The sequence below is a fragment of the Dactylosporangium sp. NPDC050588 genome (assembly GCF_040654975.1).
Classification (GTDB): domain Bacteria; phylum Actinomycetota; class Actinomycetes; order Mycobacteriales; family Micromonosporaceae; genus Dactylosporangium; species Dactylosporangium maewongense.
This window is the reverse complement of record NZ_JBFAJA010000004.1, coordinates 52,185-65,608: the sequence shown is the minus strand read 5'-3', so window position 1 is coordinate 65,608 and position 13,424 is coordinate 52,185. Positions and strand designations below refer to the sequence as shown.

Below are 13,424 nucleotides of genomic sequence, written 5' to 3'. Positions count from 1 at the left end.
CGTCTGTCATGCGCCGCTGGCTCGGCTCCCGCCGCCTGTACACCAAGATCCTGTTCGTGGCCGCGGTAGCGGTCGCGGGGACCGCCGCCACCGGGATCGTCGCCCTGGTCGGCATCTCCGGCCTGAGCGACACGCGCAACACCGAGGTCGGCAGGTCCGCGCCGTACATCGCGGCGCTGCACTCCGCCGCGCTGACCGCCAAGACCGCCGCCAACGACGAGCGCGGCTACCTGCTCGGCGGCGACACGCAGTTCCGCGACGAGGCCCTCGGCCGCAAGACCGGCGTCGACGCCCAGCTCGCGACCGCCCGCCGGCTCGCCCCGTCCGGTCAGGCCGTCGAGGAGATCCAGGCCGCGACCGACGCCTGGTTCGCCGCCCTCCAGGCCGAGTTCACGCTGTTCACGACGGACCGCGCGGCGGCCGTGACCGCCGCCTTCGGGCCGAACCGTGACCTGCGCAAGTCGTACGAGACCCTCCTCGACAAGGAGATCACCCGCGCCGACCAGGCCCTCGTCGCCGGCCGGGACTTCAGCGACACGGTCTCCTCGGTCCGCCGCACCGTCGTCACCCTGCTCGTCGTCGCGCTCGCCCTGGCCGTCGCGCTCGCGCTCTACATCGCCCGGCTCATCGTGCAGCCGCTCGGCCGCGTCTCCCACGTGCTGCGCGCCGTCGCCGACGGCGACCTCACCCAGGACCCCGACGTCGACCAGCGCGACGAGGTCGGCCGGATGGCCGCCGACCTGCGGACCGCGACCGGCAACCTGCGCCGCACCGTCGCGACCCTCGCCGAGCACTCGACGGTCCTCGCCAGCGCCTCCGAGGAGCTCGCCACCACCAGCCGCGCGAGCTCCGAGGGCGCCGCCACGGGTGCCCGCCAGGCCGCCGCCGTCGCGACCCTCGCCACCGAGATGTCCAGCGCCATCTCCACCGTCGCCGCCGGCGCCACCGAGATGGGCGCCTCGATCCGCGAGATCGCCCAGAGCGCCACCCAGGCCGTCACCGTCGCCGGCCGCGCCGTCGAGGTCGCCGGCACCACCAACACCGTCATGAGCAAGCTCGGCGACTCCTCCGCCGAGATCGGCAACGTCATCAAGGTGATCACCTCGATCGCCGAGCAGACCAACCTCCTGGCCCTCAACGCCACCATCGAGGCCGCCCGCGCCGGCGACGCGGGCAAGGGCTTCGCGGTCGTCGCCTCCGAGGTCAAGGACCTCGCCCAGGAGACCGCCCGCGCCACCGACGACATCAGCCGCCGCGTCGCCGCCATCCAGTCCGACACCACCGGCGCCGTCTCCGCCATCGAGGAGATCAGCGCCATCATCGGCCAGATCAACGAGTACCAGACGACGATCGCCTCCGCCGTCGAGCAGCAGTCCGCCACCACCGAGGAGATGAGCCGCAGCGTCGAGCAGGCCGCGGCCACCGGCAACCAGGTCGCCTCCACCATCGGCGAGGTGTCCACCTCGGTCCAGCTGACCACCTCCGGCCTCAGCGAAGCCGACCGCGCCGCCGGCAGCCTGGCCGAACTCTCCGGCAGCCTCCGCACCATCGTCCAGACGTTCCGCTACTGACCTACCTTCCGTGTGCGCGTGGCCCTACGGTGCCGTGCCCTGGTCCGGCCACGTCACCTTCTGCGTCCTGCCGAGGACGGCCATCCGCCGACGGAGTCTTCGAGCGCCCAGGTCGGGCAACGCTGAGGGCGGGAAGCTCAGATCCGGGGCGAAACGCCCGATAGGTGGGGTAAACCCCTTTGGAGGGTGTCCGGATGAGCGCGACCACAGGTGGGCGGGGGCGGATCGGTGACGTGCCGGTCGGCGTGAAGATCTTCGGGGCGGTGCTGATCGTCATGGTGACGTCCGCGGTCGTGGTCGGGTTGGGTATCGCGGGGTTGAACCGGCTGGCGGCGGGTGGGCAGACCGTGTACGACGGCGGGGTCCGGCCCACGCAGACGCTCGCCCAGCTGCGCGCGGACGTGCTGGCGGACCTGAACACGACGGTGAAGTACTTCATCTCCAGCGCCGAGTGGCAGGCGAAGCACAAGGAGCAGATGCAGCAGCTCGACGCCTCCATCGCCGCGTCGATGGAGCGGTACGCCGGCGAGACCGCCGACCCGGCCAGCCTCGACAGCCTCCGCAAGGACTGGGCGTCGTACATGCGCATCCGCGACACCGAGGTGCTGCCCGCCGCCGACAAGAACGACCTGAACGGGTTCTGGGACGGTTACAACAAGTCGGAGCAGCTGACCGACGAGATGAACCAGCGGTTCGAGACCCTCGTGGCCGGCCAGGCCGGCGCCGCCGCCGCGGAGGCGAAGGCGCTGCGCGACCGGCGGGACAGCACCAACTGGCTGGTCGCCAGCGGAGCGGTGGTCAGCCTGCTGCTCGGCCTCGGCGTGGCGTGGCTGGTCACCCGCGCGGTCGTCGGACCGCTGCGCCGGGTCACGGGGGTGCTGGAGGGGGTGGCCGACGGTGACCTGACCCGCACCACCGACGTCGGCGGGCGCGACGAGGTCGGCAAGATGGCGTCGGCGCTGAACCGGGCGATCGGCAGCATGCTCACCGCTGTCACGACGATCAGCACCAACGCCGCCGCGCTCGGCGGGTCGTCGCGGAACATGGCCGGCCTCGGCGACACCCTCGCCGGCGGCGCCGCACAGACGGCGCGACGGGCCGGCGCGGTGCGCCACGCCGCCCAGGAGGTGTCGAACCACGTGCAGACGCTCGCGGCCGCCGCGGAGGAGATGGGCGCCGCGATCCGCGAGATCGCCTCGAGCGCCGGCGACGCGGCGACCGTGGCGGGCGAGGCCGTCGCCTCGGCGCGCGAGACGACCGGCATCGTGGGCCGGCTGGGCGAGTCGTCGTCGGAGATCGGCAACATCGTCAAGGTGATCACCTCGATCGCCGAGCAGACGAACCTGCTGGCCCTGAACGCGACGATCGAGGCGGCCCGGGCCGGCGACGCGGGCAAGGGGTTCGCGGTCGTCGCCTCCGAGGTCAAGGACCTCGCCCAGGAGACGGCCCGGGCGACCGAGGACATCGCTGCCCGGATCCAGACGATCCAGGCGGAGACGTCCGCGGCGGTGGCCGCCATCGAGGGGATCTCGCAGATCACCGACCGGATCAGCGACTACCAGACGACGATCGCCTCGGCGGTCGAGGAGCAGACCGCCACGACCGGCGAGATGAGCCGGAGCGTCTCGGAGGCCGCCGCCGGTGCCGACGAGATCGCCCGCACGATCGGCGGGGTCGCCGACGCCGCGGAGTCGACGAGCCAGACGGTCGAGGAGTCCCGGGCGACCGCCGACTCGCTCGCCCGCATGGCGTCGGACCTCAACGAGACCGTCGGCCGCTTCCGGGTGTGAGGTGGCGCGCCGCCCCTACCCGGCCACGATGAGCGACCCGATCGCGGCCCGGTGCGTCACGTACTCCTGCGCGACGACGTTGACGACGGCGACGGTACGGTCCGCGGGCCCGTCCTTGACCGTCGCCACCACGTCGAACTCCCCGTTCGCGTCGGCGCGCCCCTGCTCCACGGTCAGCACGCCGATCCGGACGAGCAGGTGCGCGCCCGGCCGCAGCCCCCAGACGTGGACGTGCACGTCCGAGTCGCGCGCCACGGTGCTCGGCGTGACCCGCAGCTCGGGTTTCGTGTCGAGCTCCCGCCGCAGCTCGGCGGTCGCCGCCGCGAGCTCGCGGGTCTCCTCCTGGAGCGGTCCGGTCCCGGCGATGAGCGACACCGCGGCGACGACCCCCACGACGCAGGCCGTCAGCGCCGCCAGCACGGCCTGGCGGGCGGAGCGGGCGGAGCGCTCCGGAATGTCCTCGACGGCCTCCCAGACCACCGCGGTGTCCACCAGCGGCGACGAGAGGTTGTGCCGGCGGAGCGCGGGCTCGCCGGCCGTCAGCACCCGCAGCTGGACCGCGGCTCCCCGGCGCAGCAGCCCGGGTGCGACGCGCACCGCCGTGCCGCCGCCGGTCGCTTCGAGGCCGGCGTCCGCCGGGTCGAGGTTCACCACCTCGACCACCGGCACCGTCAGGTCCAGCGTGATCGGGCCGCCGGCGCTGAACTGCTCCCGGGGGATGTCGTGCCGGCCCGTGTTGCGGATCATGACCCACACCACGAACGGATCGGCGACCGGCGCGCCGCCGTGCTGGACCGTGAGCGACCCGCCCCGGAGGAACGCCGCGGGGGTGCCGAACCAGACCGCGATCCGCCGCTTCGGCGGTAACAGCGCCGAATACCCGAGGCGCGCCGAGATGACGGCGAGGACCAGGCTCGCGACCGTCAGCGCGATGGTCAGGCCGTTGAACGCCGGGCCGTCGAGCAGGTTGAGCGCCAGTGCCATGGGGTCCTCGCCTGCCGGGAATGCCGCGGCTGGGGCCGCGACGGCAGACATTACTGTTCGTCGAACTCCTGCGGATCGGTCGAGCGCACAGACGCGACCGGCCACCCGTCGAGGTGACGGGTGGCCGGTCGGTCGTGCGGTGCGGATCTAGTGCGACGGTGCGGGCTCGAGCGGGTCGACGCGGTGCCGGCCCTCGCCCTCGGCGTCCACCCCGGCCGACCCGTCCGCCTCCGAGGACGGAGCGGTGGGGGCGGCGTGCCGTCCCTCACGCTTGAGGCGGCGGCGCTCCTTCACGCCTTCGACCATGGTGTACAGCGTGGGCACGAGCACCAGGGTCAGCAGGGTCGAGCTGACCAGGCCGCCGATGACCACGATCGCGAGGGGCTGGGAGATGAACCCGCCCTCGCCGGTGAGGCCGACGGCCATGGGCAGCAGGGCGCAGATCGTCGCGACGGCCGTCATCAGGATCGGGCGGAGCCGGTGCCGGCCGCCCTCGATGACCGCCTGCCGGACGGGCATGCCGCTTTCCCGGTACTGGTTGATGAGGTCCATCAGCACGATCGCGTTGGTGACGACGATGCCGATGAGCATCAGGACGCCGATCATCGAGGGCAGCCCCAGCGGGGTGTCCGTGATGAGCAGGAGCAGGATCGCCCCGGTCGCCGCGAAGGGGATCGACACCAGCAGGATGAACGGCTGCGCGATGCTGCGGAACGTCGCCACCATGATGATGAAGACGATCGCGATCGCGGCGAGCATGGCCAGGCCGAGCTGCGCGAACGCCTCCTGCTGGTCCTGGGTGACGCCGCCGAGGGTGACGGTCGCGCCGGCCGGCAGGGTCAGCGTGTCGATCTTCTTCTGCAGGTCCGCGGAGACCGTGCCCAGGTCGGAGCCCTCGGCCCGGCCGGTGACGGAGGCGCTGCGGTTGCCGTCGATGCGGGTGATGGCGACCGGGCCGGCGCCCTCCTTGACGTCCGCGATCTCGTCCAGCCGGACGAACGGCGTCTTGCCGCCCTGGACGGGGATCGCGAGCGCCTTGAGCGCGTCGAGCGTGGCCGGGGCCGGGCCGGAGCGCAGGATCAGGTCGCGCTCCTGGCCGTCGACGGTGAGCTGGGCGAGGTTCTGCCCGCGGTACGCGGCGCTGACGATGCCGCCGACGGCCGCGTCGGACAGCCCGTACTTCGCCGCGACGTCCCGCTTGACCCGCACCTCGATGCGCGGGTTGCTGGCCGCGAGGTTGCTCTCCACGTCCGCGATGCCCGGGGTGCCGGTCATCGCCTCCTGCGCCGCCTTCGCCGCGGTGGCCAGGTCCGCGGTGTTGTTGGCCTTGACGACGACCTCGAGCTGGTCGGTGGAGCCGCCACCACCGCCACCGGCGGCGATCTTCACGGTGCCGAACGCCTTCTGGTCGGTGACCTGCTTGCGCAGCTCCTCGATGACCTTGTCGACGTCGGCGTCCTCCTTCGCGGTGACCGAGAAGTTGGACGTGTTGCCCGACTGCGCGCCGGCGAAGCCGAAGCCGGCCGAGGCGCCGATGGTGACCTGGTAGGACTCGATGTCGGAGCGGGCCCCGAGGAGGTCCTCGACCTTCTTCGCGGCGGCGTCGGTGACGGCGAGGCTGGAGCCGACCGGCAGCTCCTGCGAGATGGAGAACTCCGTCTGGCCGCTCTGGTCGATGAAGTTGGTCTTCAGCTGGCCGGCCAGGATGAGCGTCGCGACGAACACGAGGAGGCTGAAGCCGACGGTCGCCCAGCGGGTGCCGCGGCTGCGGGTGACCCAGCTGATGATCGGCACGTAGGTCCGCTGGAGGCGGCTGCGCTCCTCCTTGTCGAGGGCCTTGGCGAGGATCGCCTCCCGCTCCAGGGCGCCGACCTGCTTCGGCGGGCGCAGGAACCAGTACGCGAGGACCGGCACGACGGTCAGCGAGACCAGCAGCGACGCGAGCAGCGCCACGGTGATGGTGATCGCGAACGGGCGGAACAGCTGCCCGGCGAAGCCGCCGACGAGACCGATCGGCAGGAACACCGCGACCGTGGTCAAGGTGGAGGCGACGACGGCGCTGGTGACCTCGCGGACGCCGGTGAGGATCGCGTGGCGCTTCTCCTCGCCGTACTCCAGATGTCGTTTGATGTTCTCCAGCACGACGATGGAGTCGTCGACGACGCGGCCGACGGCGATGGTGAGCGCGCCGAGGGTGAGCAGGTTGAGCGAGTAGTCGCCGGTCCACAGGCCGATCAGGGCGACGACGACCGACAGCGGGATCGACACCGCGGTGACGAGCGTCGAGCGCAGCGAGAACAGGAAGACCAGGATCACCAGCACGGCGAAGAGCAGGCCGAGGGCGCCCTCCGTGCTGAGGCTCTTGATGGACTTCTCCACGAACGGCGCCTGGTCGAAGACGGACGTGATCGCCACGTCGCCGCCGAGCTCCTTCTTGAGGTCGTCGAGCTTGTCCTGCACCTCGTGGCTGATCTTCACCGCGTTGCCGTCGGGCGAGGCGGTGACCGCGATGCCGAGGCTGGGCTTGCCGTTGGTGCGGGTGATCGACGTCGTCTCGGCGGCCTTCAGCTCGACCTTGGCGACGTCACCGAGCTTCGCCGTCGGCGTGACGTTGAGGTTCTTCAGGTCGTCGAGGGTCGCCAGGGTACCGCCGACCTGCACGGAGAGGCTGCGGTCGCCCTCGGTGAGGGTGCCGGCGGGGAACGACACGCCGTTGGACTTCAGCGCGGCGGTCACCGTCTGGGCGTTGACCCCGGCCGGGAACGCCTTCGCCGGGTCCAGCGTGATCTCGACGTCCTGCTTCCCGGCGCCGGTGACCTCGACGGCGCGCACGCCCTCGATCCCCTGCAGCGCGGGCACGACGATCGCGTCGAGCTGCTGCGCGAACGCGACCTGGTCGCCGGACTTGCTGGCGGCGAGCACCACGGCCGGCAGGTCGTCGGTCGAGCCGGCGATGACCTGCGGGTCGACGGTCGACGGCAGCGTCGACTTGATCCGGTTGATCGCGGTCTGGATCTTGTTGGTGATGTCGTCGATGGACGAGCCGAACTCGAACGACACCTGGACCGTCGCGACCCCCTCACGCGTGGTGGAGGTGATGTCGGTCAGCCCCGGCACGCCCTGCAGCGCGTTCTCGATGGGCTGGGTGACCTGCTCCTCCACGATGTCCGGCGACACGCCCGGGTAGGGCGCCAGCACGAACGCGGCGGGGAAGTCGATCGACGGGATGAGCTGCTGTTTCAACGACGGGATGGCAATGGCGCCGAAGCCCAGGACGACGATCGCGATGATCGCGACCAGCCCCCGGTTCGCCAAACTGAGCCGGGCGAGGAACGACATGTCTGGAGTCTTCTTCCGATCGGCTAAGACAGACGTTAGTTCGTGTGATGCTAACCGTTCGCCTCGCACAAAATGGTTACAGGGGGTACAACTTCCCTGTGAAGACTCACAGGGAAGCGCTGCTGCTGCGCGTGATGACGGCCGAGCAGCGTCTGCGCACCCTGTTCGCGTACGACCGGACCAACCGGCTGTTCTCAGTAAACCTCACGATGCAGCAGCTCAAGGTGCTTATTCTGCTCGCTCGTCACGACGGGGTCGCCTCGCAGGAGCTGACCCGGCACCTCGGCGTGACGTTGGCCACCCTGTCCGGGATCGTCGACCGGCTCGTGACGCACGGCTACGTCACCAGGGCCGAGGACCCGCACGACCGCCGGATCCGCCGGCTCCACCTGTCGGCCGCCGGGCAGGAGCTCCTGGTCGAGATCATGGACAGCGGCGCCCGCGCCCAGCAGCGGCTGCTGAGCCGCGTCGACGACGACACGCTGCTCATGCTGGAGACCGTCCTGGCCCGGCTGCTGGAAGCGGCCCGCGAGGATGCGCTGGAGCAGGGCATCGCAATCCCGGATGACCTCGAAAATGCCAGCCACTAGGCTGGGGGTGTGACGGTTCGCGTGCGTTTCGCCCCCTCCCCCACCGGGATGTTCCATGTCGGCGGTGCCCGTTCGGCCCTGCAGAACTGGATCTATGCCAAGCAGCAGGGCGGGGTGTTCGTGCTGCGGATCGAGGACACCGACGCGGCCCGCAACCGGCCGGAGTGGACCGAGGGCATCCTCAACGCCCTCGCGTGGATCGGCATCGCCCGCGACACCTACGAGGGGCCGTATTTCCAGTCGACGTATGCGGAGCAGCACACCCGCGCCGCGCACGAGCTCTACACCGCCGGGAAGGCGTACTACTGCGACTGCACCCGGGAGCAGATCCAGGAGCGGTCCGGCCCGCAGTTCCGCGGCTACGACGGGTTCTGCCGCGACCGGTCCCTCGGCCCCGGCGAGGGCCGCGCGCTGCGCTTCCGCACCCCTGACGAGGGCTCGACCGTCGTGGTCGACCTGGTCCGCGGCGAGCCCACGTTCGACAACAAGCTCATCGAGGACTTCGTCATCGCCCGCGCCGACGGCTCCGCGGTGTTCCTGCTCGCCAACGTCGTCGACGACATGACCATGGGCATCACCCACGTCATCCGCGCCGAGGAGCACCTGCCCAACACGCCGAAGCAGCAGCTGCTGTGGGCGGCGCTGGGCAAGACCCCGCCGGTGTGGGCGCACGTGCCGGTGGTGGTCAACGAGAAGCGCCAGAAGCTGTCGAAGCGCCGCGACAAGGTGGCCCTGGAGCAGTACCGCGACGAGGGCTACCTCGCCGACGCGATGCGCAACTACCTGATGCTGCTCGGCTGGGCGCCGGCAGGCGACCGCGAGATCGTGCCGTGGTCCGTGATCGAGGACGAGTTCCGCCTGGAGGAGGTCAACCCGTCGCCGGCGTTCTTCGACGAGAAGAAGCTCCGCGCGTTCAACGGGGAGTACATCCGCGCCCTGACGCCGCAGGAGTTCACCGACGCCTGCCGGCCGTGGCTCACCGGCACGCCGGTCGCGCCCGGCGGCACCCCGGTCGCCGCTCCCCCGTGGGACCCGGCCGACTACGACCCGAAGGTCTTCGACGCGCTCGCCCCGCACGCGCAGACCCGCATCGCGCTGCTCGCCGAGATCGTGCAGAACGTCGACTTCGCGTTCCTGCCGGAGCCGGCCGTCGACGAGGCCGCCTGGGCGAAGGCGATGAAGGACGGCGCGGCCGACCTGCTCGGCGCGGCGATCGCGGCGTTCGGGACGGCGGCGTGGGACGCGGAGTCGCTGAAGTCGACCCTGGAGGCGGTCGGCGCCGAGCGGGGCCTCAAGCTCGGCAAGGCCCAGGCCCCGATCCGGGTCGCGGTCACCGGCCGGTCGGTGGGGCTGCCGCTCTTCGAGTCCCTCGAGGTCCTCGGCCGCGACCGCACCCTCGCCCGCCTCCGCGCGGCCCTCGACAAGCTCTGACCGGGCGACCCCGGGCAGGGTTCGTCCGGCGGCGTCACCCTGCCCGCGGGTGTGACCCGGACCCGCCCGGGTAGCGGTTCGCCTCGTGAGAAGCCTGGTCGTGCTCGCCGTGCTCGCCGGCGCCCTGCTGACACCCGCCCGGGCCGCCCACGCCGAGGCCGAGGCCGCCCCGCGCACCGGGATCCATGTGCGCGACGGGCGGCTCGTCGAGGCCAGCGGCAGCGACCTCGTGCTGCGCGGCGTCAACCACGACTTCATGTGGTACCCGGACCGCAACAGCTCGTTCGCCGCGATCAAGGCCGCCGGCGCCAACGCGGTCCGGCTCCCGCTCGGCATCGGGCACCAGTGGCGGCGCAGCGGCACCGAGGACATCGCGAAGGTCGTCGGGCTGTGCAAGGCGAACCGGCTCATCTGCATCCTCGACGCGCACGACACGACCGGCTTCGGCCAGGACCGGAAGGCCGCGACGATGGCGCAGGCCGTCCAGTTCTGGCTCGACGTCCGCGAGGCCCTCGTCGGCTCGGAGGACTACATCGTCGTCAACATCGCCAACGAGCCGTTCGGCAACGGCACGACGATGCCCTGGGTGCAGCAGACCTCCGACGCGATCCGGGCGCTGCGCGCCGCCGGCTACCGCAACGCGCTCATGGTCGACGCGCCCGGCTGGGGTCAGGACGAGTCGTTCGTGATGCGCGACAACGCGGAGAAGGTCCGCGACGCCGACCCGCAGGGCAACACGCTGTTCGACATCCACATGTACGGCGAGTTCGGCACCGCCGGGAAGGTCAACTCCTACCTGAGCTCGTTCACCGAGCGCCGCCTGCCGATCCTCATCGGCGAGTTCTCCGGCGAGCACCAGTGGGGCGACCCCGACGAGGACGCGATCATGGCCTTCGCGGAGGCCCGCGAGCTCGGCTACTTCGGCTGGTCGTGGAGCGGCAACGACAAGCAGTACAGCTACCTCGACCTGGTCGACAACTTCGACGCCGGGAAGCTCACCGCCTGGGGCCGCCGTTTCATCTCCGGCCCCAACGGGCTGACCACCGGCACCCGCGAGGCCACCGTCTACCGCAACAGCGGCGCCGCCTCCCAGCCCCGGGCACCGCAGGAGGTGCGGGTCCTGGACGTGACCAGCTCGCAGGTCGTGCTGTCCTGGAAGCCCCGGCGCTACGCGACCTACCAGGTGGTGGCGGTCGACGGCGCCGCGGAGACCCGCGTCCTCACGACCAGCCGGTCGACGGTGACGCTGCGCGGGCTGCGCGGCTCGACCGAGCACACGTTCGCCGTGTACTCCAGGGACCTCCTCGGCACCCGCTCACCACGCTCCGCACTCGTCGCCGCCGTCACCACACCGGCGAGCTGACCGGTCACCCGGCCGGTGTGTCACCGGTCTCCGGTCACCGCGCCGCGGTGACCAGTCGCTGGCCACTGCCGTGCATCAACGAGCCGCGCCGTACCGGCGACACGGGCCGATCGGGAGAACGACACCAGGTCTGCCCGACCCGGTGACGGATCCGCGCCGGAACAGCGGCGCACGCACCGTGACGACCGATGTCCGCAGCGGGCACGCTCAATAGGCTCGTCCGGGTTCACCGAAGGTAGCGCCGACGTCACGCGCACCCGGTCTCAACCCGTCAGAGGAGTGCCCGCAGATGCACTTACCGTTGAAACCCGCCGTCTTACTCTGCGCGGCGCTCGCCGCCGTCCTGCCTGCCGTCGCCCCGGTGGGCGCGGCGCCGGCCGCCGCGCACGCCCCAGTCTGCGACGACCTCGTCGAGGTGATCGCGTTCCGCGGATCCGGCGAGGACCAGAACACCAAGGACGGCGAAGCCCACGAGTGGATGGGCCCGCGCCTCAAGGGCATCGTCGACGAGGCCCGGACGATGACCACGTCCGACGGCGTCAACCTCAACCACGCACCCGTCTGGGGCGTGCCGCTCGCCGACTACCCGGCGATCCCGCTCGAGGACTACCTCGACCTGTCGCCGCTCAGCTTCAAGGCCGAGCCCGCGAAGATGCTCGAGTCCGCCGGCAAGGGCGGCACCGCCGCCTGGAAGCACATGGTCGAGTCCCGCCGCGCCTGCCCCGGCCGCCGGTTCGTGCTGCTGGGCTACTCCCAGGGCGCGACCGCGGCCCGGATCGCGCTGAAGTACACGCCCGACTCGTGGATCGCCGGCACGTTCCTCATCGGCGACCCGGAGCTGCACCCGGGCGCCGGCTACGCGAAGGGCACCGGCGCGACCGGCGGCGGCGGTTCGCTGCTCGCCGCGTACCGGACCATGGGCGGCGACGTCGACGCACTGCTGCCCGACCAGCTCGCCGGGCGGAAGTTCGCCACGTACAGCTTCTGCCACGTCCACGACCCGGTCTGCGACGCGCGGCTGCTGTGGAACTCCGGCGAGCACACCAACTACGGCGTGGCCGCCGCGGAGCGCAGGACCCTCGCCACCGTCATCGTCGACATGTACCGCACGGCGCGGAACAACCCGCCGCCGGCGACGGAGAAGGTCGCCCTCGACGTGGTGTTCGCGATCGACACGACCGGCTCGATGACGCCGTACATCACCAACGCCCGCAGCTCCGCGGCGAGCATCGCGGACAAGCTGCGCACGTCGTCCTCCAGCTTCCAGGTGGGGCTCGCCGAGTACCGCGACCACGGCGACGAGTTCGTGGCGCGGGTCGTCACGCCGCTCACCGGCGACGCCACCGCCTTCCGGTCGGGCCTGGACAAGCTCGTCGCGGCCGGCGGCGGCGACACCCCCGAGGCCGTCTACTCCGGCATGATCACCGCCGCGGGGGTCGCGTGGCGGCCCACCGCCCGCCGGGTCGTCATCGTCATCGGCGACGCCCCCGCCCACGACCCGGAGGCGGTCACCGGCTACACGAAGGACGACGTCGTCAAGGCGTTCAACGCCGCGGGCAGCTTCGCCTCCGCCAAGCTGGCACCGTCGTCGACCGGGCCGATCCGCCTGTACGGGCTGGCCGCCGACGCCACCCTGCAGGCCCAGCTGAGCGCGATCGCCGCCGAGACCGGCGGCGAGGTCGCCCCGATCGGCGACCCGGCCGACGTCGCCGCGAAGATCCTCGAGTCGCTCGCCGACGCCACGTCCGCGCCGGTCGTCACGCTGGGCGTGCCCGCCGCGTTCGCCGGGGTCCCCACGACGATGACCGCGACCGACGCGAACGCCGCCGCCGGCCTCACCTACGAGTGGGACGTCGACGGCGACGGCACCGCCGACGAGACGACCACGACCGGGCAGCTGACGCACACGTACGCGAAGGCGGGCTCGTACAAGGTGACCGTGCGCGTCAAGGACGGCAAGGGCCACGAGACGGTCGCCACGGCCACGCAGACGGTGACGGCCGCCCCCGGCGTGGTGACCGTGCCGCTCGGCGGCCCGTCCGAGCCGCCGGGGAGCGCCACCCCGACCGCGCCGGCGACCCCGCCGTCGACGCCCTCCGGTGCGCCGGCCTCACCGGTGCCGGCGACGCCACCGAAAGCCGAGGACCAGCTCGGACGCACGGGCTCGAACCTGATGCCCCTGCTCTACGCCGGCTTCGGCCTGATCGTGGCCGGCGCGGCGCTGCTGGTGACGATCCGTCGCCGCCGCCTGCGCTAGCCGTCCTTGCGCCGGCTGACCGTCGCGGTGGTCAGGAACCCCGCGACGGTCAGCCACACCACTGCCAGGATGCCGATCCACGCCGCCGCCCTGACCCTG

8 protein-coding genes are annotated in these 13,424 nt (G+C 71.8%); 6 read left to right on the top strand and 2 right to left on the bottom strand.

Going from position 1 to position 13,424, the window contains the following annotated elements; genetic code table 11:
• Positions 1–8: 8 nt before the first annotated feature.
• Positions 9–1,571, top strand: coding sequence for a methyl-accepting chemotaxis protein (locus tag AB0I21_RS03540; RefSeq protein ID WP_360558760.1), 1,563 nt, complete (start codon positions 9–11; stop codon positions 1,569–1,571).
• Positions 1,572–1,765: 194 nt separating this feature from the next.
• Positions 1,766–3,361, top strand: coding sequence for a methyl-accepting chemotaxis protein (locus AB0I21_RS03535; protein WP_360558758.1), 1,596 nt, complete (start codon positions 1,766–1,768; stop codon positions 3,359–3,361).
• A 15-nt stretch (positions 3,362–3,376) separates the two neighbouring features.
• Here AB0I21_RS03535 and AB0I21_RS03530 read toward each other — a convergent pair whose 3' ends face one another.
• Together AB0I21_RS03530 and AB0I21_RS03525 are read right to left on the bottom strand one after the other, a co-directional pair.
• The gene (locus tag AB0I21_RS03530; protein ID WP_360558756.1) at positions 3,377–4,345 is read right to left on the bottom strand and encodes a hypothetical protein; all 969 of its coding nucleotides are present in this window, start codon (positions 4,343–4,345) and stop codon (positions 3,377–3,379) included.
• 147 nt (positions 4,346–4,492) lie between these two features.
• Positions 4,493–7,684: an efflux RND transporter permease subunit gene (locus AB0I21_RS03525; RefSeq protein WP_360558755.1), complete on the bottom strand. Its 3,192-nt coding sequence runs from the start codon at positions 7,682–7,684 to the stop codon at positions 4,493–4,495.
• A gap of 98 nt (positions 7,685–7,782) precedes the next feature.
• On the opposite strand from AB0I21_RS03525, the gene AB0I21_RS03520 reads away from it, so the two are divergent.
• The 4 genes from AB0I21_RS03520 to AB0I21_RS03505 all read left to right on the top strand — a co-directional run bounded on the left by AB0I21_RS03520 (position 7,783) and on the right by AB0I21_RS03505 (position 13,325).
• Complete coding sequence (locus AB0I21_RS03520; RefSeq protein WP_360558753.1) at positions 7,783–8,274, top strand: MarR family transcriptional regulator; 492 nt, start codon at positions 7,783–7,785, stop codon at positions 8,272–8,274.
• Between the two features lie 9 nt (positions 8,275–8,283).
• Positions 8,284–9,705: a glutamate--tRNA ligase gene (gene gltX / locus AB0I21_RS03515; RefSeq protein ID WP_360558752.1), complete on the top strand. Its 1,422-nt coding sequence runs from the start codon at positions 8,284–8,286 to the stop codon at positions 9,703–9,705.
• Positions 9,706–9,790: 85 nt separating this feature from the next.
• Entirely contained in the window at positions 9,791–11,068 is a 1,278-nt protein-coding gene (locus tag AB0I21_RS03510) for a cellulase family glycosylhydrolase (RefSeq protein WP_360558751.1), read from the top strand.
• Between the two features lie 289 nt (positions 11,069–11,357).
• A complete protein-coding gene (locus AB0I21_RS03505; protein WP_360558749.1) occupies positions 11,358–13,325 on the top strand; it encodes a cutinase family protein in 1,968 nt (655 codons plus the stop codon).
• Positions 13,326–13,424: the final 99 nt, after the last annotated feature.

Bases quoted from the DNA above. Each gene is read 5' to 3' on its own strand.
- AB0I21_RS03540 (WP_360558760.1), top strand. From the start codon at position 9: ATGCGCCGCTGGCTCGGCTCCCGCCGCCTGTACACCAAGATCCTGTTC.
- AB0I21_RS03535 (WP_360558758.1), top strand. From the start codon at position 1,766: ATGAGCGCGACCACAGGTGGGCGGGGGCGGATCGGTGACGTGCCGGTC.
- AB0I21_RS03530 (WP_360558756.1), bottom strand. From the start codon at position 4,345: ATGGCACTGGCGCTCAACCTGCTCGACGGCCCGGCGTTCAACGGCCTG.
- AB0I21_RS03525 (WP_360558755.1), bottom strand. From the start codon at position 7,684: ATGTCGTTCCTCGCCCGGCTCAGTTTGGCGAACCGGGGGCTGGTCGCG.
- AB0I21_RS03505 (WP_360558749.1), top strand. From the start codon at position 11,358: ATGCACTTACCGTTGAAACCCGCCGTCTTACTCTGCGCGGCGCTCGCC.